Here is a 21,168-nt window from a genome sequence, read left to right as displayed (position 1 = left end):
ATTCACTAGTTAATACATAAAGGTATCTTTATTATAAAATTTGTTAACTCTCTACTACTTACTACATTAATACTTCCATTATGCTTATCAAGTATCTCTTTTACTATATATAAACCGAATCCGTTATCACCATTTTTATTTTTTTTAGTAGAAAATCCTTGTTCAAAAATTCTATCAATAATCTTTTTATCAATTTGAGGTCCGTTATTCTGTACACTTATTACAACATGATTATAGTTATAATAACTTTTAATCATTAATAATCCACTTCCCTTTAATGCTTCAACAGAATTTCTTACTATATTAGAAATAACCCTTTGTGCTTCAATCTCACTTATATTTGTATCTTCTAATTTAGCTTTTTCATCTATTAGAACGTCTACATCTTTTAAATCAATAGCATTAACTATTTGAGATATAATAGAATCTTCACTACTTAAAACTTTAACTTGTGTTGAAATATTATTCCCGGATATTATACCTTTTAATAACTCTCCGAGTTTTTCATAATTCCCCATAAGATATGCACCATATAAATATGAAATCTGAGAGCCATGGTCATGCTTTATTTTTTTTAGTTCATTAATTTTCTTTTCTAACTCTTTATTCAAACTATTTATCTCTTTAGATTTCTTTTCTATGCTTGCAAAGTACCAAGTAACGAAAATAATAAATGCACCTAATAATAAAAATATTGTTTCTTCAAATATTGGATTATCCTTACCATTAATAATAAATGATAAAGATATTATAAAATCAAGTATTATTGTTATTATTATAAAAGTAATTATAGATGAAATTCTTGATTTAATACTTAAATATACTTTATACATAAATTTCATATTCCTTAAAACAAAATATGAAATAATATATGAAGACCAATAGGTAATTAATATCATTAGTGAATTCATATTCTTGATATTAATATTTATACTATTGATAGCAAAGTTAAGTATAATATTACTAATAATTGAATTCATACAAATTATAAAATATATCATGCTAAATCCAATAGTTGCTGATAATTTATCTTTATAATAGGGAAAAACTGCTAAAATTAATGATACTATATGCATTATTATGATTGATAAGCTATAATTTCCCATAAAAGATGTAAGCAATATTGTTGCTAATGATATCACTACTATCAATACAATTAATTGTATTGTATCTTTTTTATATTTTTTATCAACACAATAATTTATTGTACTAATAATCATAATAGTTTGAAGAAAACTATTTATAATATCATATATCCCAGTGTACATATATTAAACCTCTCTATCTAGTCTTTTTAATTGCTTCTGGCATATCTTCTACACCTATACCTGCTAAAGATGTTGGTCCTACATTTACTAAAAATGCAGCTAAAAATAATACAAAAGTTCCTAAATACTTCTTTCTTTTCATTTAATTCACCTTCTTATTTTTATATTTATTAAACATTAATATAGCTTGTACTAAAATTATTCAAACTATTATTTGTGAAAACCAACTAATTTTTCTATCTAGTTTTTTTAATTGCTTCTGGCATATCTTCTACACCTATACCTGCTAAAGATGCTGGTCCTGCATTTACTAAAACTGCTGCTAAAAATAATACAAAAGCTCCTAAATACTTCTTTCTTTTCATTTAATTCACCTCCTTATTTTTATATTTATTAAACATTAATATAGCTTGTACTAAAATTGTCCAAACTATTATTTGTGAAAACCAACTAATTTTGAACATAATAATTGAAAGTAGAGTTAGTATTAAAACATTTATAACACCTATTTTTCTATTTTTTCTAATAAGATCTTCTCTTGTAATAGGCATTCTACTGTCTATTATCGGTGCCTTATTATAAATAGAAAATATACTTACTAGGTTTAATATAATGCAACTTATTAAATTTAATTTATTATTTTCAAATAGAACTATTATTAATACTACTATCATTAACGTAGCAATAAAACATTTTATTTGTGTATCTTCATGATATCCACCAATGAAAGGCTTTGTAATACACATAATAAAAGTTATAGTTACACTTTCTTTAAAATATCCTAATAAAGAAAATATAAAAATTATTAATGAAAATTTTACAACTTCATATACAAAAATCTTTAACGCATACTTAGCTTGCTCTATTTGCTCATTACTATAATTATTATATTCTCCTAAATTCTCAACCCATCTATATATTAACTTTTCTACCATTTTAATTACCTTTTACCTTATTTTTACTATGTAACTTATATTATACAGTATATCTATATCTTATTCTACATTTTTCACTTATAATTTTAAAAACTAGAACTTTTTTTAGTAATTCTATTCCATTTCTTTTAAATATACTATAGATTAAATTTAATATAGAATTCTATATTCGCATTATGCTCACCTTTCTTTTCCAAAACTCCTATATCATTTGGAAGGTTGTTGCATAACTGCAGGGTTCCTTGTTTGTATCCATAACTCTCCTGGCCCTTCAAATTTACAAACTAATCCTTCTCCACCAGCTATAGAACTAAATACTCCTGACATAAACTCAACACTATATTTCATTCTACTATCCCAAAGCACCATATGATTGCTATCTACCACATAATTTTCGCCAATACCAAGTTCTTTTTTTATAATAGCTCCATAAGAACTAATTACTAAAGTACCTCTTCCTGATGCCTGCATTTGAATTAAACCTTCCCCTGAGAACATTCCAGCAATACCACCTGATTTAGTACTTACATCAATTCCAGATGTTGATGCTAAGAATGTCGATCTCCCTAACCTATAACTTATACTTCCATCCATTTCTATTAATTTTATATCTCCTAAAAATTGAGGAGCCAATATAAGCTCTCCATCTTCTTTTGCCTTGAACTTTTGTATAAATAAACCTTCTCCTGAAAACATTCTTCCTAATGTTTTTCCAATTCCTCCACTTTTAGCTTTAACATCAAATACAGGACTCATTGAAACCATAGCACCAGATTCAACTATGAACTCTTCTCCTTTAACTGCATTTATCTTTATAACTTTATTGCTATCACTACACAGTAATTCAAATTTATTTTCCATAAATATTCTCCTTTATATAAAAATTTTTAAGCTTTTTATTATTTATCAATTACAATATGAAACATAGCTTTAACATACAAGGCTAACAATATAATACTTTTAAAATATTACTCTCTCCCCATATATTACATTATATATATTATCGCCTTCAATCTATGTAAAATAACGTCTTTTTTGCGAATATTTTATTCGACATATTTTTATTTATTAATATTTTTACTCTTTAGAAGATAACTTTAATAACTAAACATCTTACAATAGTTATACACAATAAATATAGAAATATAATTTCCTAAAGAGTAAAAAGCCTATAGAGTAGATTTTCCCTCTACTCTATAGGCTTTTTCTATTTATGTATATATAAACTAATTAATATGTAATGGTAATTTTATAATAAACTCTGTTAACTCTTTACTACTTAATATATCAATATCTCCATTATACTTATCAACGATTTCTTTTACTATGTATAAACCAAAACCATTATCCCCATTTTTATTTTCTTTAGTAGAAAATCCTTGTTGAAAGATTCTATTGATAATATTTTTATCAATTTCTGGTCCATTATTCTGTACACTTATTACAATATTATTATAACTATAATAACTTTTAATCATTAATAATCCTTTTCCATCTAATGCCTCAACAGAGTTTTTTACTATGTTAGAAATAACTCTTTGTAGCTCCATTTCACTTACATTTGTATGTTCTAATTCTGCTTTTTCGTCTATTAAAACATCTACATCTTTTAAATCAATAGAATTAACTATCTGAGATATAATGGAATATTCACTACTTAGAACTTTAACATTTGTTGAAATATTATTACCAGCTATTATACCTTTTAATAACTCTCCAAGCTTTTCATAATTCCCCATAAGATGTGCTCCATATAAATATGAAATCTGTGAACCATGATCGTGCTTTATTTTTTTTAGTTCATTAATCTTCTTTTCTAATTCTTTGTTTAAACTATTTATCTCTTTAGATTTTTTATCTATGCTTGCAAAATACAAAGTAACGAAAATAATAAATGCACCTAATAATAAAAATATTGTTTCTTCAAATATTGGATTATCCTTACCATTAATAATAAATGATAAAGATATTATAAAATCAAATATTATTGTTATTATTATAAAAGTAATTATAGATGAAATTCTTGATTTAATCATTAAATATACTTTATACATAAATTTCATATTCCTTAAAACAAAATATGAAATAATATATGAAGACAAATATATAGTTAATATCATTAGTAAATTCATATTGTTGCTATTAACATTTATAACATTGGTAAGAAATCTAAGTATAATATTACTAATAATTGAATGCATACAAATTATAAAATATATTATGCTAAATCCAATAGTTGCTGATAATTTATCTTTGTAATAAGGGGAAATTGCTAAAATTAATGATACTATATGCATTATTATGATTGATAAACTATAATTTCCCATAAAAGAGGTAATCAGTATTGTTGCTAAGGATATCACTACTATCAATACAATTAATTGTATTGCATCTTTTTTATATTTTTTATCAACACAATAATTTATTGTAATAATAATCATAATAGTTTGAAGAAAACTATTTATAATGTCATATATCCCAGTGTACATATCTCAAACCTCTCTATCTAGTTTTTTTAATTAATTAAGTTTTTTAATTTAACTAATTACAATGGGTATTATACAATATACATATGTATTTTTCTACATTTTATTTTATATTTTTCTAGATTTTTCTATATTCTTCTACATTTTTATTCATACGTTTTCCTATTTATGTGATTAAAATTAATAATTTTAAAATAATACTTATAATTACGGTAAATACTACAAAACTCATTCTTAGCATTTTATAATAAATATACACTATGGATGTATCATATTGAATTTAACATTCAATTTGATACATACTCATTAATATTAGTTAACATTTATTATATTAAGAACTTCATCTCCGTACCTTTCAAATTTCTTTTCTCCCATACCTCTTATATTAAGTAATTCTTCTTTATCCTTTGGGATTTTATTAGCTAGTTCTATAAGAGTTGAATCTGAAAATATTATATAAGGCTTTATTCCTAATATGTTTGCTTTCTCTTTTCTCCATAATCTTAATTTATTAAATAAATCTTTATTTAGTATCTTTTCTTCTATATCTTCACTTAACTTACAAATTACTTTTTCTTGAGATTTTAATACTTTTATTGATCTGGGATTTAATCTTAGCATTGAATATGTACCGTCTTTTAAGTTAACATATCCTAAGTCTATTAATGTTTTAATTAAATCTCTAATAAATTTACTACTATAATCCTTCATTATTCCATAAGTTGATAGTTTATCTAGCTGATTTTGAATTATCTTAGGTCCTTTAAAACCTCTTAAAATATCAACTAATACTGAAATTCCATACTGCTCTCTTGTTCTATATACACATGATAAAATCATTTGTGCTTCTATAGTAAAATCTCTAAGCTCTTCATTAGTTAAGCAATTACTACAATTATTACAATAAGGTTTTACATTTTCATCTCCGAAATAATTTAATATAAAGCTCCTATAGCAATTGCCATATTCACAAAAATCCACCATATTTTGAAGTTTTCTAATTTCAACTTCTTTTCTATTATTTCCTACCGTAGTATATATTAAATATTCTAATGTTCTTATATCTTCTCTATTATATAAAAGACGGCATTCCGTTTTTTCACCATCTCTTCCCCCTCTACCAATTTCCTGATAGTAACTTTCTAAATTTTTGCATAGAGTAAAATGTATTATATACCTTACATTAGATTTATCTATTCCCATACCAAAAGCATTAGTTGCAATCATTACATTAAAATTATCTTTTAAAAACTCATCTTGATAATAGTTTTTTTCATCATCCTTTAAACCACCATGATATTTAGCTACAGATAAGCCTCTTTCTTTTAAATAGTAATATAAAGCATCAACTTCTTTTCTAGTTGCACAGTAGACTATTCCTGAAGCTTCTTCATGATCTTTAATATAGTCTTTTACAAATTCTGCTTTATCTTCTTCCTTATGTACTGATATAGCTAGATTTTCTCTATCAAAACTACCTAAATATGTATATGGGTTAATAAGCTCTAAAAGATTCAAAATATCTTTTCTTACTTCTGTAGTTGCTGTAGCAGTAAATGCAGTAACTACAGGTCTAACATTTAAGCTTTTTATAAAAGGAGATATAAACCTATAGCTCTTTCTAAAATCATGTCCCCACATAGAAACACAATGGGCTTCGTCTATGGCAATTTGACTTATCCAAAGCTTTCTAAGCATTTTATTAAAATATTCGCTTTCTAATCTTTCTGGCGCTATATATAAAAGCTTAACTTCACCATCATAACATCTTTTTAAAATTTCATTTATTTCATCTAAGCTTTGAGTACTATTTATATACTCTGCTTTTATTCCTATATCATTTATAGAGTCTACTTGGTCCTTCATTAAAGATATTAAAGGAGATATAACTAAAGTAATTCCATTAAGAATTAAAGCTGGTATTTGGTAACAAATTGACTTTCCACCACCAGTAGGCATTATACAAAAGCTATCTCTTCCCCTTAAAATATTAGATATTATTTCACTTTGCCCTTCTCTAAAGGAGTTATATCCAAAATACTTTTCTAACACTTCTATTGCTTTATTCATAACGTTATCCACTCCTTTCTCTTTAAAATTCTACCATATTTTTAAATTATTAAAACATTTCATATAAAAAATTATATGATTACGTTTTCAAAACTCTGAACTTTTATACTTTCCTCTAGCAATAAATAAGTAAGATTCCTATACTAATAGAAACCTTACTTATTTAAAATTATAATTAACGTTTACATAATTATGCTTATTGATTTAATATTTCAATTATCTTCTTGTTTTGTTCCTTTGTTAAATTAAGTTTCTTTGTTATATTTAATAACTTTTCAAATAATTCATCTTCACTTATTAAATTTCTTAAATAGCCAGTTATAGTATTACTTATTTTTAAAACTATCTGAAGAACTTCTATTCTTTCCTCATTTTTAAGTTTATTCTGTTCTATAGATCTATATAATATATAGCCATATACTGAGCATAATTCAACATAGTCTATTATTTCTTCTGATGATATTTTATTTATCATACATTCAATTTGTACTGGTGAGTACTTTTGGTATATATCATTATTTATATTAAAATGTAAAGCTGCATTAATAAATTCATCCTTTAATTCATCCTTTAATTCATTTGTTACTTTTTCATTTAAGTAATTTAAAACTAGCTTATATATTATAACATCCATTACTACAGTCCCCCTAAATAATTCCTATACTTATAATTTATCATAATATTTATAATTTTGAAATTATATTCTTTAAAATTTTGAATATATTTTATATTTATAAAAAAGGTTACCTTCTTTAATGAAAGTATCTTTTCATTATCTATGAATAATTACTATAATATTCTATTTAATAGTATATTTTCTCATTAGCTTACTCCTCTCCATAAACCTCTTCCACCTCTTTTAAATATGGTATTGAAGGTTGTGCTCCTTTTCTTTGAACTGCTATTGATGAAACTTTATTACCAAAGGTTACTGCTTTTATAAGATTTTCTTTATTCAAATTTCTTATATCTAATTTAGAACTCAAACCTCCTATAAAGCTATCTCCTGCTGCCGTTGTATCTATTGCATTAACCTTAAATGCTGGTACTACTTCACAGAAATCTTTTCCTATTACTGCTGCACCTCTTGCCCCTAAAGTGATAATTACAAATTTCACTCCTTTATCTTGGAAAGTTTTCGCTGCTTTCTTTACATCTTCTAAACTTTCAACTTTAACCCCAGTTAAGACTTCTGCTTCTGTTTCATTTGGAACTATAATATCTGTTACTTTTAAAAGTTCATCATCCATCGTTTTTGCTGGTGCTGGATTCAATATTGTTACTTTTCCAAATTCTTTAAATTTCTTAAATGCCTTTAATGTAATTTCTTCAGGAGTTTCAAATTGAGATATAAGTATATCACTTTCTTCTAAAGCTCTTATAGATTTATCAATTTCCCCTTCATTCATTGTCATATTTGATCCTGGTGCAACAACTATTGAATTGTTTCCATTTTCGTTAACCATTATAATTGCCATTCCTGTTGCTTCTTTGTCATCTTCATATATGAAATTTACATTTATATTATCTTCTTTTAGTTTGCTTTTTAATATTAATCCATTATCATCTTTACCTATTTTAGATATCATGAATACTTTTGAACCACTTCTTCTTGCTGCTACAGCTTGATTAGCTCCTTTTCCTCCTGATATCTTTTCAAAAGATTTTGATAAAATAGTTTCACCTACTTGAGGTATATCCTTAACCTTTAAAACTAAATCCATATTCATGCTTCCAAGTACACATATCTTATTCATAAATCTCTCTCCTAAATGATTTATTATTTACTGAAGCGGTTTAGTGAATCGCTTAACTAAATAATAAATCATTCGTAAACGTTTTGTAATGGTTTTTTTAATATTTTTAAATTTTTTTTAAAATATTTTAATATTTTCCTTTACTTTTGTTAATAATAGTACTATACTTAACATACTGACTGAGGTTAGTGCATTGATATCGCGGGATGGAGCAGTTGGCAGCTCGTCGGGCTCATAACCCGAAGGTCGTAGGTTCAAGTCCTGCTCCCGCAACCAATATTTAAAGATAGTGTATAACTAGAAATAGTTCTACACTATCTTTTTTTAATTTCTTTTCTATATATTGACATAAAAAAAATACAATGATACTATATTATTAAACACTGTTCAATAATTAAACGATGTTTAATAAATTAGGAGTTAATTATGATTATAGAAAAAAGAAGAGATCGTGAAATAGAAGAAATGAGAGAGCTTATTCTTTCAGCTGCAAATGAAATTATAGCTTTAGAAGGATTTGAAAAATTATCTATTAGAAAAATAGCTAAGAAAATTGAATACTCACCTGCTATAATTTATCACTACTTTAACGATAAAGAAGAAATAATAAATAATTTAATGCTAAAAGGATATAAAAAAATAGTATCTGCTATATCTTCAGCCGAAACAAAATCTAATTCTGCTGAAGAAAAATTAATAGAAATGACTAAAAATTATATAAACATAGCCCTAAGTATGCCTGAAGAATTTATGGCTGCTCAGTTAAATACGTCAAAAGAAGCTTTAAAATACACATCCTATTTATTTAAAGGGGCCTCAAAAGAAAAAGCAGCTCTATCTTCACTATATAAATGCTTACAGGATATTTATAAAGATAAACTCATAGATGAAGAAACCCTAGAATTAACTGCTCAAATTATAGCAGTATCAACATTAGGACTTATAATAAAGCTATCTATAGAAAAAGATATGGAAGAAGAACAAAAACAAAAATTAATTGAGTTTTACTCAAAGGAAATAGTATTAAAAATAGCTCACAATAATAAATAGTTAGGAGAGAATCTATTTGAAGACATTTTTTAAAATATTAATGTCACTAATACTTTTATTTTTGCTTATTTTTGTAGGAGTAATTTTTTATTTATCTCGAGGTCTTAATGAAGGTATGAGCATTAGTTTAAATGGCATAGACATCTCTAAATTAGATGATGGCAAATACACTGGAGAATATGATCATGGAAGATGGACCAATAAGCTTGATATTACAGTTAAGAATAATAAAATTACTGAGATTTTAATTAAAGATGATGTTACTTTTTCAAAGCCAGGTGTAAGTGAGGAATTATTTAATAAAGTTATTGAAACCCAAAGCACTAAAATAGATGCTATATCTGGCGCAACAGTAACATCTAAAGCTTATCTTAAGTCTATAGAAAATGTATTAAATAAAAAATGAGGTGAATTAAATGAGTACTTTAATCCTTTATTCAAGCAAATACGGATGTACAGAAAGATGTGTAGAATTTATGTCTAAAGAACTTAAGGATAAACCAAATATAATTAACTTAAAAAACTCAGGAGATATTGATATTTCAAAGTACGATAAAGTCATTATTGGCGGATCAATATATATGGGTAGAATACAAAAAGAAGTAACAGAATTCTGTTCAAATAATTTGAAAGAATTAAAAGAAAAGCAAATTGGTTTATTCATTTGTGGAATGCAAGAAGGAGATGCAATAAATAATGAACTCATTGAAAATTTCCCGCCAGAATTAATTAATATAGCAATATCAAAGATCTATTTTGGAGGAGAATTCAATTTTGACAAAATGAACTTCTTTGAAAAATTTATAGTTAAGAAAATAGCCAAAACATCCTCCAGCAAATCAAATATACTAAATGATAATATTCATAAATTTGCCCAAGCAATGAATTCTATTTAATCATTATAAAGAAGGAGATATAATATTACGGCAACTTGGATCTTGCGAGGTCGCAAGTAATATTATATCTTCCCACTAACTTATCTTACAAAAGAATAATCAACTTTTGCTAATCTATTTAATTTATCTGCATTTATATTTTCTATTTCATCTAATAAGTATTCCTTTAACCATACTTTATTTTCTGGTTTTAAGTTCTTTTGTATAACTATTTTTTCACTTACTGCTATAGTCATAATAGCAACTAAGACGGCTCTAAATATTTGTTCATTATTACTTGCAGCTGCAACCCCCACAGAAATTAATCCACATAATATTGATTGAATTCCTAATATATTACTAAACTTATCTGGATATCCATCTACATGAAATTCACTAAATCCATCTGTTAAATAATAATCTTCTGACTGAACTACCACTATTGTATTATATCTTCTAGAAAAACTTCTTAATTCTACTCTAATTTCTATATCCTCCATAAGTTTAGTCTCATCAAAATTCTTGTTTTTTAATTTATCATTACTATGGAATAATACGTTAAAATCCTCTAACTTTCCCTTTACAACATTTATATTGTATCTACTTATAAATCTTAATGCTACTTCTCTTCTGAAAAATGAGAAACTTATTCCCATTATATCTAAGACTACAGGTATCCTCTTTCTTCTTGCTACTCTAAGTGATTTTTCAATAGCATCTACTTTTGAACTATTTAAGTCTTCTAGGTTTATTAACAGACTCTCACATTCAGAAGTTATATCTGAAGCTTCTTCAATAGAATTTGAAATTAAAGGATTACCATTATAGCATAAAATACCTTGTGCTAAATCTCTTGCTGTGACTAAATTAGAGATACAGTGTATAAGGGGGTGCTTTTTTTGCTGCAAGTTTAAACTCTCGTCTAATGCCCTTATACCAATTTGCATTTCGTATCCTCTCTTACATCCTGAACTTAAATTTTAAAGATGTAATTATATTTATACTACATCTCTATATGTTATTCGACTTTATTTTTATATGTTACATATTTATTTCTATATAAATAGTTTTATTATATATATTTTTTAGTATATAATTAAATTTAATATGTATTAATATACTTAATCTATATATAGTTTTATTATTCTAATATTTATACAACATATAGTTATATATCAATAACTACTTATACATTCTAATTAGAATATACATTAAACTTAATTTATAATTTTAAGGAGTAACTTATGAATTGGATAAAAGAAATCAAAGAATATACGCCATACAATGATCAAGAAGCTACTGATAAAGAGGCTATTCTATATTCTATAGATAATTTTAATAATCTTTTAACTAGAGAAAATCCATTAGCTCATATAACTAGCTCTGGATATATAGTAAATAAAGATAAAACTAAAGTCCTTATGATTTATCATAATATATATAATTCCTGGTCATGGACAGGTGGACATGCAGACGGTGATGATGATTTACTTTATGTAGCTATTAAAGAAGCAAAAGAGGAAACTGGAGTAAAGAATATAAAAGCATTAGATTCTAAAATTTTCTCATTAGATGTATTGCCTGTACCAGCTCACATAAAAAGAGGAAAATTTGTATCCTCACATTTACATTTGTCAGTTGCATATTTACTAGAAGCTGATGAAAATGATGAGCTTATAATAAAGGAAGATGAAAATAGCGGTGTAAAGTGGATTTCAATAGATGAAGTTGGAATTTACTCAACAGAGCCAGATATGATAAAACTTTATGAGAAATTTAATCAAAAAATAAAAGAAATTTATAATTTTTAAATTTACTATAGAGTAAAAAGTGGACATATGTAAATTTACTTATTCCGTTGCTCCGCTCTAAGTCAACGCAAACTTACATATGTCCAATTACAAACTGACGGTAAGGAAAATCTTTTTTTATAATTTGCTATACTTCAAAAATCCATCTTCTAAAATTATTTCTATTTTTTTAGTCTCATTTAAATACTCTATATATGATTTTAACATTCTTTCAATAACAATGTATTTTCTAATATTCCTTATTCCCATTTTCCATTCTTTAACTATTTTCTTGATTACATCTTCTTTTGTCATAGGCATATCTATTAATTCACATATCTTATTTGCTCTATCCTTATAAAAGTTTATATTATCTTCTATAAGTTCTGTTATATTATCATATATTCCTTTATGAGCTACTATGTATTTTATGCCCTTTAAACTATGCAATTTTTCTTTACTTTTTAAATCTTCCTTTAAAATAAAAGCATATGGCATTTTTGCTCCTTTCATAACTTCATAACTAATAAGGGTGTCACCAAGATATGAAACATCATCAGGAGTTGTAATACATATATGTGCTGCACTATGACCTGGCGTATGAAGAATTTTAAAATTACTTCCAGCTATATTTACAATATAATCATTTTCTTTTATTACAATATCTACTTTACAAACCATATGGCCAAAATACTCTTCTATTTCATCTAAGCTTTGATCACAATAATACATCTTAAGATTAATTATACTACTACAAATAAAAGCTTCTGTTTCAGACATAGCAACTTGACATTTATACTTTTCTTTAAAATAAGATGCATTACCTATATGATCTATATGAGCATGGCTACATATAATTCCAACTATATTAAATGAATTTTCTTCTAATAATCTATCTAATTTCCCTCTTTCACCTTTAGCCAAACCGGTATCAATCATTACTATATTATTTTCACTAACCCTATAAAAAGGTATATATGTCATTCCTGTATCAATGCAAAATGTATTTTCTCTTACTTGTATAATCTGCATTTAATTCCTCCTATATAAATGAACTTATAATGTGTTTTAAACTATATAACTCTTCGCCATCCAATGTTTATATAAATACATTTCTTATTATACTATTAATTTAAAATTAATAGTATAATTGCACATAAATTTAGAGGGTGACTTTACTCACCCTCTAAATAATAGTTTACTATATTTTAAATTCTATAGTTTTATAGTATTTCCACTTTCATTCATAAGCTCTATTATTTGATACATATTGCCTATTTCTCCAACCTTAAGATCCTCTTTTAAATTATAGAAATCAAGACAAGCCCCGCAACTTATTATGTTAACACCTTTTTCCCTCATTGAATTTAAACTATCTAAAACATCAGAGCCTGTACAAGTTAATTTCACTCCTCCATTTATAAACATTAAGTTTTCTGGAAGCATTTCTGCTTCTGCTAAAGTATTTATATATACTTTCATCAAAGTCTCACCTAGCTTATCATCTCCCCCTCCAAGCAAGTTTGATGAAACTAAAATCGTTGGTGCCTTTTTATAAGTTAATTCACTTTTTATTTTACTTGCTTCATTAGAATCTAACCCCTCACCAATTTCTGTAACTTCAGATCTTGATAATTGTATTTTGTATATTCCGTTTTCCTCTATAAAGCTGCTATATAATTTTAACCCTTTTGCTAATCTTAAAATATTATTTTTAGCTACCTCATTGTCTACAATTACTAATGTTTCTTTTGAATTTTCTAAATCAAAATATTTTTTTGTTTTTATAACAGGCATAGGGCATGCTAGTCCTTTGCAATCTATAGTATTCATAATAACACTCCTCTATTTTTGCTTATACTATTTTCTACTTATTTGATTCATATTTTTTTCTACACAGTGTTTATTATAAGGCTTATTATATATTAAAACTTTTAACATATTTTCTAAATCTTCATCATATATGCCTTCTCTAATTAATTTCTTTATACTAACTGGAGAATTAAAAAACAGACACTGCTTTATAATTCCATCTGCTGTTATTTTAATCCTATTACAATCTTTGCAATCTAAATGATTAAATGGACTAGTGAATCCTATTTTTCCAGTTGAATTTTCACTTGTTTTAATAAAATTCATTATATCATTATATTCCTTTAAATTTATAGAATTTATTTTTACTTCTATCCCCTTTTCTAGAGCCTTATTAATTCCTTTAAGTACACCTGTTAAATTGCAATTTCTTATTTCATTACAGGTATTACATTTTAACGTCTCTAGTTTTATGTTAATTCCATCTAATCCTACTTCTGCTAAAGAATCTAATTTTTCATAAAGGAAAGCACCCTTGGTATTTATACAAACTTGTTTAATATCTTTAACATTCTTTATTCTGTATATTAAGTCTTCAATTTCTTCTACTAAAAGTGGTTCTTCTCCTGTAATTCCTATCTTAGTAATTCCCAAATTCGAAGATATTTGAACAATTTTAACTATTTCATCTACAGTTAATAGTTCATCTTTTTTTGTATAACTTATATCTTCCTTTGGAACGCAATGTATACAATTTAGATTACATCTATCATTTATGGATATTTTTAAATAATCTATATTTCTTCCCCATTTATCAAGCATTGTACTCACCTCCAAAGATTTTATGAACTAAACCTTATACTCTTTTGAATTATAATATCCTATTTTAACTTAATATATATTATTTGCGTATTCATTAGTAATGCATAAGCCTCCATGGCTATAAGCTACTATATCACTCTTAGTAAGCTTTTCTCCTGCCAATATCCTTGGTAAAAGAACATCAAAAGTAGTGCTCTTTGAGAATATAACACCTCCAGGAAGACCTAGTATTGGCATATCTCCTTTGTAAGAAATCAAGAACATAGCCCCTGGGAAAATAGGAGTTCCGTAAGATATAATTTCAGCTCCTACTTCTTTAATTGCTTTAGGAGTTAAATCATCAGCATCTACAGACATACCACCTGTACACAAAATCATTTCCGCTCCATTGTTAATCCAATATTCAATAGATTCTTTTATCTTTTCTGTGTCATCTGGCAATATAGATTGTCCAATAATCTCACAATTGTATGGATATAGTTTTTTCTCAATAACTTCTTTAAAAGCATCCTTTATTCTTCCATAATAAACTTCATTTCCTGTGGTCACTATTGCAACTTTCTTAGATTTTATTGGATAAATATTTATTATTTTTTCCTTTATTAAATTTGCTGCTTCAATTAATTTTTCTTTCTTTATTGCTAATGGAATAACCTTAGTTGCGGCAATTTTATCTCCTTTTTTAACAACTTTGTTATTATTTATAGTAGACAATATAATTTCATCTATAGAATTTAATTTTATAAGTGAATCTAAGTCTATTTTTAGTAACCCATCTATATCTGCAAAAAATTCTATCTTTCCTTCTTTAACTTCTGAAAAGCTTAGTCCACATCCTGCTGATATTTCCTTAAGAATTTCTGCTGCCTCATTTTCATGAACCAAGTCTTCTTCATCATTCCATATATAGATATGATCCTTTCCTACTGATAAAAGTTCTTCTATATCCTCTTCTTTAATTATGTGACCTTTTTTAAACAATCTTCCTTTAAATTCACCTGGAACTATTTTTGTAATATCATGACATAATTTTTGACCAACAGCATCTCTTACATTTATAACCCTCATATGTTCCTCCTTGTCTTATAGAATACGTATTTCCTCTATAAGTACTATAATAACCCTACGTCTAAACTTTATTTTTACTTAATCCCAAATTTTTTTTGTATCATTTTTATGATTTAATGAGCCTTTATTTTTTATAAGAATTATCTCACTTAATATCCCTAAAGCAATTTCTTCTGGTAAACTTGATGCTATGTCTAATCCAGTTGGAGCATATACCTCTTTAAGTCTTTTTTCAGGAATACCTTCATCTATAAGCTCATTCATTATATGCTTAATCTTTTTTACACTTCCTATCATTCCTATATAAGCAGCATCTCTTGTAACAACACTTTTTAAAGCCTCTTTATCAGTTTGATGTCCTCTTGTAACTATAACAACATAATCCTCTTTGTTTATATTGTAGCATCCTAATGATTCTTCTATGTTTCCAGTTATTATTTCATCTGCTTCTTTAAGTCTTTCATCATTTTTATACTCTTCTCTATCATCAAAAACTACTGTATAAAAATTCAAAATCTTAGCTATGCTATTAAGTTTTTCTCCTATATGTCCTCCACCAACTATTATAAGTCTTTTTTTAGGCATAAATACTTTTATATATCCTTTAACGCTTCCGCCACATTGCATTCCTAAGTCACTTTCATTTAAACTATATTGAAAGCTTGTACTTTCTCCTTTCTCTATAGCTTCTTTAGCCTTATTAATTATAGCAAGTTCAACTTTTCCACCACCTACAGATCCCAAAGTTTCTCCATTACTAAACACTGCCATTGAAGATCCATGTTTTCTAGGTGATGAACCTATATCTTCCGTTAATATCGCTAATGCAACACTTTCGCCCTTTTTAAGTCTTCCATAAATCTCAATCAATAGTTCTTCATCCATAATTAACCCTCCTATAAACCTTTTATTTTTTTTGTTATTAGTATGGCCTCTAGCACTCCCCCCCCAATATTTCTTGCTTTATCAGATATTGTGGTATAATTTTCTACCTCTTTTAATCTTGGATCTATATCCCCTATTTTTAGTCCTAAATGAACGTTAGTACCATCTTTAATTAGACCTCTAAGTAAACCATCTATAGGTGCTAATACTTCCTTTTCATTTATTGTTGCTAATACTTCACCTTTTTTTACTATGTCACCTATAAACTTCAAATTTCTTATAATACCCTCACATTCACTATATATTACTCTTTCTTTAGAATATCCACCAATTTCTCCCGGGATTCCAGTATTCTCTTTAGCATACCCTTCAAAGATTAATCTTCCTAAATTATGTCCTCTCATTGTTTCAATTACTATGTCTACATCTACACCTGCATTAAAGCCTGGTCCTAATGCTATTGTTATTGGTGCCATATTTTTATTAGTTCCAATATTTTTTTTAGCTAATATTGCATCAACAACTGCTAATGGCTTAATTTTTTCTATAAATTCTCCTTTGCTATCTACTATTATAGGAATAATATTATTTTTAAATGCTTCATTTACTTCATCTAAATTCTTAACACGTATAGCTCTTATCCCTTCAACTATAGTTTCTCCATTATAAATAGCATCACTAAATGAAACATTTCTCCTTATAGCTGTTGGTTTTTCTGTTTCTAAAACTAATACTTTAAACCCACTCCTATAAAGTTTTTGTATAGCTCCAGAAGCTATATCGCCTCCACCTCTTACTACTATTTTCCCTAATTCCATAGTTTAAAAACCTCATCTTTCTTATATTTCGCTTTAGAACTCAATATATCTATAGAGCTCATTTTTCAAACTTCCAAATATTATTTTATCCAAAAGCTTGTACTTATTATTATTTTTCTTAATCTCCTCAAGGAGATCTTTAAGAATATCTGTATCAACTCCTTCTTCTATTCTATTTAAGAATAGTACTTTTTCCCCCTTAGAATTTTTAAATAACCCATTTTCTCCGAATATAACTCGTATAAAATGCCTTATACCTATTATTTCTCCTAAATAGCTATCTGTAAGTTTATTAAATTCAGTTACTCTATGAACGTTCTCATCATTTATTATCATTCCTAGTGATTTAAAGCTCATTATACCTATAGTTATATCAGTTTTATCACAAATTACTGGTTCTTTTTCATTCCATCCTTTTATGGATTTTTTCTTAGATCCATCAGCTTCTACTATTATATATGGAAAATCATTTATGCATATATTTAAATCTTCTTTGCTTATGCCTATAAGCTTATTTTCATCATTTATGCATGTTCCATATGCATATATTCCATTAGAATTTAACTCCTTAATATTATTATAATTATCTTTTCCTATAGCCATATAATCTACTTCTTCTTTATTTGGAGCATATATCCTTGTTGTAGTTGAAACTAATACTTTATTATTTGATTTAAGTTCATTTGCTAACAAATACATTAATGTAGTTTTACCACCAGAACCTACTATTGAAACTAAAGAATTTCTTTTTAAATTTAAAATTTCACTTAAGTTCAATTGATTCTATCTCCTTTATATTTAAGTTAATAACTAGATATTTTATATAGCTTTTCTTCTTACATATTCTACATAATATAATTATATAATAAATAGTATATTTGTTATATAATTCATATGTAAATATTTACTTAAGATTTACTGAAGATACTTAAAAATTAAAATAAGTGAAGCTATACAACTTCACCTGCTCTAATTATGATATAGTAATTATATTTTTATTAGTTTCTTTTTTAACCACTTTTCCTATTATTTTAGCTTTTATCTCACTTCTATCATTTATATTTTTTAATAATTCTCCAGCCTTGCTTTCTTCAACTGAAATTAATAATCCCCCTGATGTTTGAGGATCAAAAAGAGATAACCTTACTTGCTCTGAAATCTCATCATGGAAGTCCACCCATTTTTCAAAATATTTTTCATTAGAATATGCTCCACTTGGAAGGCAATATTCCTTTATTAAATCTATTACTTTATTCATTACTGGAACTTCTTTGCTATCTATCTCTAACTGAACATCACTACCATTTGCCATTTCGTAAGCATGTCCAATAAACCCAAAACCTGTTATGTCTGTACAGGAATGAACTCCTATCTTTTGCATTTCTTCTGAAGCTATCTTATTCAGTGTTGACATTACTTTTGCAGCTTCTAAAAATTCTTCATCAGTAATAAATTCTATTTTTAAAGCTGTAGTTAAGACCCCTGACCCTATTGGCTTAGTTAATATAAGCACATCTCCATCTTTAGCCCCTGAATTTGTTATTACTTTTTTTGGGTCAACTATTCCTGTAACTGATACTCCATATTTTATTTCTTCATCTGTAATAGTATGGCCTCCTGCTATAGTTGCTCCTGCTTCTCTTATTTTGTCTGCTCCACCCTTTAATATTTCAGCTAATATTTCTGGTCCTATAGTTGCTGAAAAGCAAGCTAAGTTTAATGCAGTTAATGGCTTTCCGCCCATTGCATAAACATCACTTAAAGCATTAGTTGCAGCAATTTGCCCAAAGGTATAAGGATCATTTGCAACTGGTGTAAAAAAATCTACTGTTTGTACTAACGCTAAATCTTCTGATAATTTATAGACACCAGCATCATCTGATTTATCAAATCCAACGATTAAATTTGGATCCCTATCTTCTTCCTTTGCTTCTATATGACACAAAACCTTTGCTAATCCATCTGGGGTAAATTTACCTCCACATCCGCATCGTGTTGATAATTGTGTAAGTTTTTTATCATTTATTTCCATATAAACACCTCATATATATTATTTAAAAGTACCATTTTTAATTATAATTTACTTAATAATTAAATTATAACACTAAATTTATATAAAAAAGTGGACATATGTAAATTTACTTATTCCGTCGCTCCGCTCCAAATCAACGCAAACTTACATATGTCCACTTAGATGCTGAAGGTAAGAAAAGAATAGATAGGATTTCCTATCTATTTTCCACGTTCTTCTTCAGTTATATTTCTTATTGATTCTAATTCTGTACACTCTGTCTCACAATTTGAACCTCTATGCTCAAGTCCATTTCCAAAATTAAATGTAACAAACATTAATTCGACTTCTTTGTCTCGAAGTATCTTCAATATTTTAATATTTATCTCTTCTTTAAGTTTTTCATAACAAGTGTAGTTTAATTCATTTGTATAAAAATAAACAAAAATCCCAAAACCATAAGTAGATAATTCATTAAAGCTCACTATAATTAAATCCTTATCTATTTTTTCATGTTCTTTAAGCAAATTTTCTATTTCATTTATAATGCCTTCAATTTTTTCTACTTCTGTATCAAATTTTATTGTGAATTTAAAATGTATTCTTCTTAATTTTCTTTGTGTCCAATTTATAATATTTTCATTTGCTAATTTAGAATTAGGTACAGTTGCAACTGCCATAGAAAATGTTCTAATTTTTGTACTTCTAAAGGTTATATCTTCTACTATTCCTTCAACTTGAGAGGTTTGTATCCAATCACCTATTGCAAAAGGTCTATCTAATACTATTATCATTCCTCCAAATAAATTAGAAAAAGCGTCTTGTGCCATTAAAGCAAAGGCTATACCGCTAATTCCAAGCCCTGCTATAAATCCTGTAAATCCAAATTCTCTAGCTATGCAGCTTATTCCAATAACAACGATAATTAATCTTATTATTATAGAAATAAAAGGGAAGACTATAGTATTTCCTCCATCACCTCTATGCATTCTTGTATATAAAAGCGAATTTTCTAATGTTAAGTTATATAAAAAATAACAGGCAACTATAACTACAAATACCATTTTTAATCTATCACTTGTAACTGTATTTACATTTAATCCATCAAAATCTATAATTCTCAAAGATAAATATAAAGAATATAGTATTATATATAGTTTAGTTGGCTTTTCTAAAGCCCTAACAAGGCTATCATCAGCAAAATTTTTAGTCTTTTTTGCTAGTCTAATAATATGGGTAAATATATTATCTACTATATATTTATTTATAGTTATTGCTAAAACTATAACTATAACTGCAATTAAATATTTGCTTATACTTATTTGAAATAATACTTTAATAATATCTTCTAATTCTTTCATAGTTCCTCCTAAAAGGATTTCTACAAAATGTTAACTATAAACTTAATAACACCTGTATTTTATTTGATATCAAGTATTATTTTTACCTATATATTTTGTTCTTATCCAATTAATTTAGAAGTGGACTATTTTAATTCATTATCTGCAAATAATTTTTAAC

23 protein-coding genes and 1 tRNA gene are annotated in these 21,168 nt (G+C 26.4%); 5 read left to right on the top strand and 19 right to left on the bottom strand.

The features are described 5' to 3' along the window. Nucleotides 1–5 precede the first annotated feature (5 nt). From ACZJV1_RS04080 to rbsK, 9 genes are all read right to left on the bottom strand, one after another. The gene (locus tag ACZJV1_RS04080) at nucleotides 6–1,268 is read right to left on the bottom strand and encodes a sensor histidine kinase (protein ID WP_460286303.1); all 1,263 of its coding nucleotides are present in this window, start codon (nucleotides 1,266–1,268) and stop codon (nucleotides 6–8) included. Nucleotides 1,269–1,281: 13 nt separating this feature from the next. Next, a complete protein-coding gene (locus tag ACZJV1_RS04075; RefSeq protein WP_460286302.1) occupies nucleotides 1,282–1,410 on the bottom strand; it encodes a hypothetical protein in 129 nt (42 codons plus the stop codon). Nucleotides 1,411–1,504: 94 nt separating this feature from the next. Beyond that, on the bottom strand, nucleotides 1,505–1,633 hold the full coding sequence (locus ACZJV1_RS04070; RefSeq protein WP_463651519.1) for a hypothetical protein: 129 nt from the start codon (nucleotides 1,631–1,633) through the stop codon (nucleotides 1,505–1,507). After that, entirely contained in the window at nucleotides 1,634–2,203 is a 570-nt protein-coding gene (locus tag ACZJV1_RS04065; RefSeq protein ID WP_463651518.1) for an accessory gene regulator ArgB-like protein, read from the bottom strand. Between the two features lie 207 nt (nucleotides 2,204–2,410). Then, entirely contained in the window at nucleotides 2,411–3,064 is a 654-nt protein-coding gene (locus ACZJV1_RS04060) for a TIGR00266 family protein (protein ID WP_460286300.1), read from the bottom strand. A 365-nt stretch (nucleotides 3,065–3,429) separates the two neighbouring features. After that, entirely contained in the window at nucleotides 3,430–4,692 is a 1,263-nt protein-coding gene (locus tag ACZJV1_RS04055) for a sensor histidine kinase (protein ID WP_463651517.1), read from the bottom strand. Nucleotides 4,693–5,001: 309 nt separating this feature from the next. Next, complete coding sequence (gene recQ, locus ACZJV1_RS04050) at nucleotides 5,002–6,759, bottom strand: DNA helicase RecQ (RefSeq protein ID WP_460286298.1); 1,758 nt, start codon at nucleotides 6,757–6,759, stop codon at nucleotides 5,002–5,004. A 196-nt stretch (nucleotides 6,760–6,955) separates the two neighbouring features. Further along, nucleotides 6,956–7,393 carry a hypothetical protein gene (locus ACZJV1_RS04045; protein ID WP_411169975.1) on the bottom strand — a complete coding sequence of 146 codons (438 nt, stop codon included), beginning with the start codon at nucleotides 7,391–7,393 and terminating at the stop codon, nucleotides 6,956–6,958. Between the two features lie 193 nt (nucleotides 7,394–7,586). Further along, nucleotides 7,587–8,516 carry a ribokinase gene (gene rbsK, locus ACZJV1_RS04040; RefSeq protein WP_460286297.1) on the bottom strand — a complete coding sequence of 310 codons (930 nt, stop codon included), beginning with the start codon at nucleotides 8,514–8,516 and terminating at the stop codon, nucleotides 7,587–7,589. A gap of 200 nt (nucleotides 8,517–8,716) precedes the next feature. On the opposite strand from rbsK, the gene ACZJV1_RS04035 reads away from it, so the two are divergent. The 4 genes from ACZJV1_RS04035 (at nucleotide 8,717) to ACZJV1_RS04020 (ending at nucleotide 10,462) form a co-directional block, all read left to right on the top strand. After that, a tRNA-Met gene (locus tag ACZJV1_RS04035) sits at nucleotides 8,717–8,792 on the top strand. A 150-nt stretch (nucleotides 8,793–8,942) separates the two neighbouring features. Continuing rightward, nucleotides 8,943–9,566: a TetR/AcrR family transcriptional regulator gene (locus ACZJV1_RS04030; protein WP_460286296.1), complete on the top strand. Its 624-nt coding sequence runs from the start codon at nucleotides 8,943–8,945 to the stop codon at nucleotides 9,564–9,566. A 16-nt stretch (nucleotides 9,567–9,582) separates the two neighbouring features. Beyond that, nucleotides 9,583–9,972, top strand: coding sequence for an FMN-binding protein (locus tag ACZJV1_RS04025; protein ID WP_460286295.1), 390 nt, complete (start codon nucleotides 9,583–9,585; stop codon nucleotides 9,970–9,972). A gap of 10 nt (nucleotides 9,973–9,982) precedes the next feature. Beyond that, complete coding sequence (locus tag ACZJV1_RS04020; protein ID WP_460286294.1) at nucleotides 9,983–10,462, top strand: flavodoxin domain-containing protein; 480 nt, start codon at nucleotides 9,983–9,985, stop codon at nucleotides 10,460–10,462. 80 nt (nucleotides 10,463–10,542) lie between these two features. On the opposite strand, the gene ACZJV1_RS04015 is transcribed toward ACZJV1_RS04020, so the two are convergent. After that, a complete protein-coding gene (locus ACZJV1_RS04015) occupies nucleotides 10,543–11,388 on the bottom strand; it encodes a hydroxyethylthiazole kinase (protein WP_460286293.1) in 846 nt (281 codons plus the stop codon). 297 nt (nucleotides 11,389–11,685) lie between these two features. On the opposite strand from ACZJV1_RS04015, the gene ACZJV1_RS04010 reads away from it, so the two are divergent. After that, on the top strand, nucleotides 11,686–12,252 hold the full coding sequence (locus tag ACZJV1_RS04010; protein WP_460286292.1) for an NUDIX hydrolase: 567 nt from the start codon (nucleotides 11,686–11,688) through the stop codon (nucleotides 12,250–12,252). Between the two features lie 117 nt (nucleotides 12,253–12,369). Here ACZJV1_RS04010 and ACZJV1_RS04005 read toward each other — a convergent pair whose 3' ends face one another. The 9 genes from ACZJV1_RS04005 to ACZJV1_RS03965 form a co-directional block, all read right to left on the bottom strand. Continuing rightward, on the bottom strand, nucleotides 12,370–13,263 hold the full coding sequence (locus ACZJV1_RS04005) for an MBL fold metallo-hydrolase (protein WP_463651516.1): 894 nt from the start codon (nucleotides 13,261–13,263) through the stop codon (nucleotides 12,370–12,372). 183 nt (nucleotides 13,264–13,446) lie between these two features. Then, nucleotides 13,447–14,064 carry a sulfurtransferase-like selenium metabolism protein YedF gene (gene yedF, locus ACZJV1_RS04000; protein WP_460286290.1) on the bottom strand — a complete coding sequence of 206 codons (618 nt, stop codon included), beginning with the start codon at nucleotides 14,062–14,064 and terminating at the stop codon, nucleotides 13,447–13,449. 27 nt (nucleotides 14,065–14,091) lie between these two features. Further along, entirely contained in the window at nucleotides 14,092–14,865 is a 774-nt protein-coding gene (locus ACZJV1_RS03995) for a radical SAM protein (RefSeq protein ID WP_460286289.1), read from the bottom strand. 69 nt (nucleotides 14,866–14,934) lie between these two features. Beyond that, on the bottom strand, nucleotides 14,935–15,933 hold the full coding sequence (locus ACZJV1_RS03990; protein WP_460286288.1) for a molybdopterin-binding protein: 999 nt from the start codon (nucleotides 15,931–15,933) through the stop codon (nucleotides 14,935–14,937). Nucleotides 15,934–16,011: 78 nt separating this feature from the next. Beyond that, complete coding sequence (locus ACZJV1_RS03985) at nucleotides 16,012–16,818, bottom strand: XdhC family protein (protein WP_463651515.1); 807 nt, start codon at nucleotides 16,816–16,818, stop codon at nucleotides 16,012–16,014. Between the two features lie 11 nt (nucleotides 16,819–16,829). Continuing rightward, a complete protein-coding gene (yqeB, locus tag ACZJV1_RS03980) occupies nucleotides 16,830–17,636 on the bottom strand; it encodes a selenium-dependent molybdenum cofactor biosynthesis protein YqeB (RefSeq protein WP_463651514.1) in 807 nt (268 codons plus the stop codon). A gap of 33 nt (nucleotides 17,637–17,669) precedes the next feature. Continuing rightward, nucleotides 17,670–18,413, bottom strand: a complete 744-nt coding sequence (gene yqeC / locus ACZJV1_RS03975; protein WP_460286285.1) for a selenium cofactor biosynthesis protein YqeC — start codon at nucleotides 18,411–18,413, stop codon at nucleotides 17,670–17,672. A 196-nt stretch (nucleotides 18,414–18,609) separates the two neighbouring features. Continuing rightward, the gene (gene selD / locus ACZJV1_RS03970; protein ID WP_460286284.1) at nucleotides 18,610–19,668 is read right to left on the bottom strand and encodes a selenide, water dikinase SelD; all 1,059 of its coding nucleotides are present in this window, start codon (nucleotides 19,666–19,668) and stop codon (nucleotides 18,610–18,612) included. A 200-nt stretch (nucleotides 19,669–19,868) separates the two neighbouring features. Further along, complete coding sequence (locus ACZJV1_RS03965) at nucleotides 19,869–21,008, bottom strand: mechanosensitive ion channel family protein (RefSeq protein ID WP_460286283.1); 1,140 nt, start codon at nucleotides 21,006–21,008, stop codon at nucleotides 19,869–19,871. Nucleotides 21,009–21,168 lie beyond the last annotated feature (160 nt).

Source organism: Clostridium sp. LS3, from assembly GCF_055330225.1.
This window is presented reverse-complemented; position numbering and strand designations above follow the sequence as displayed.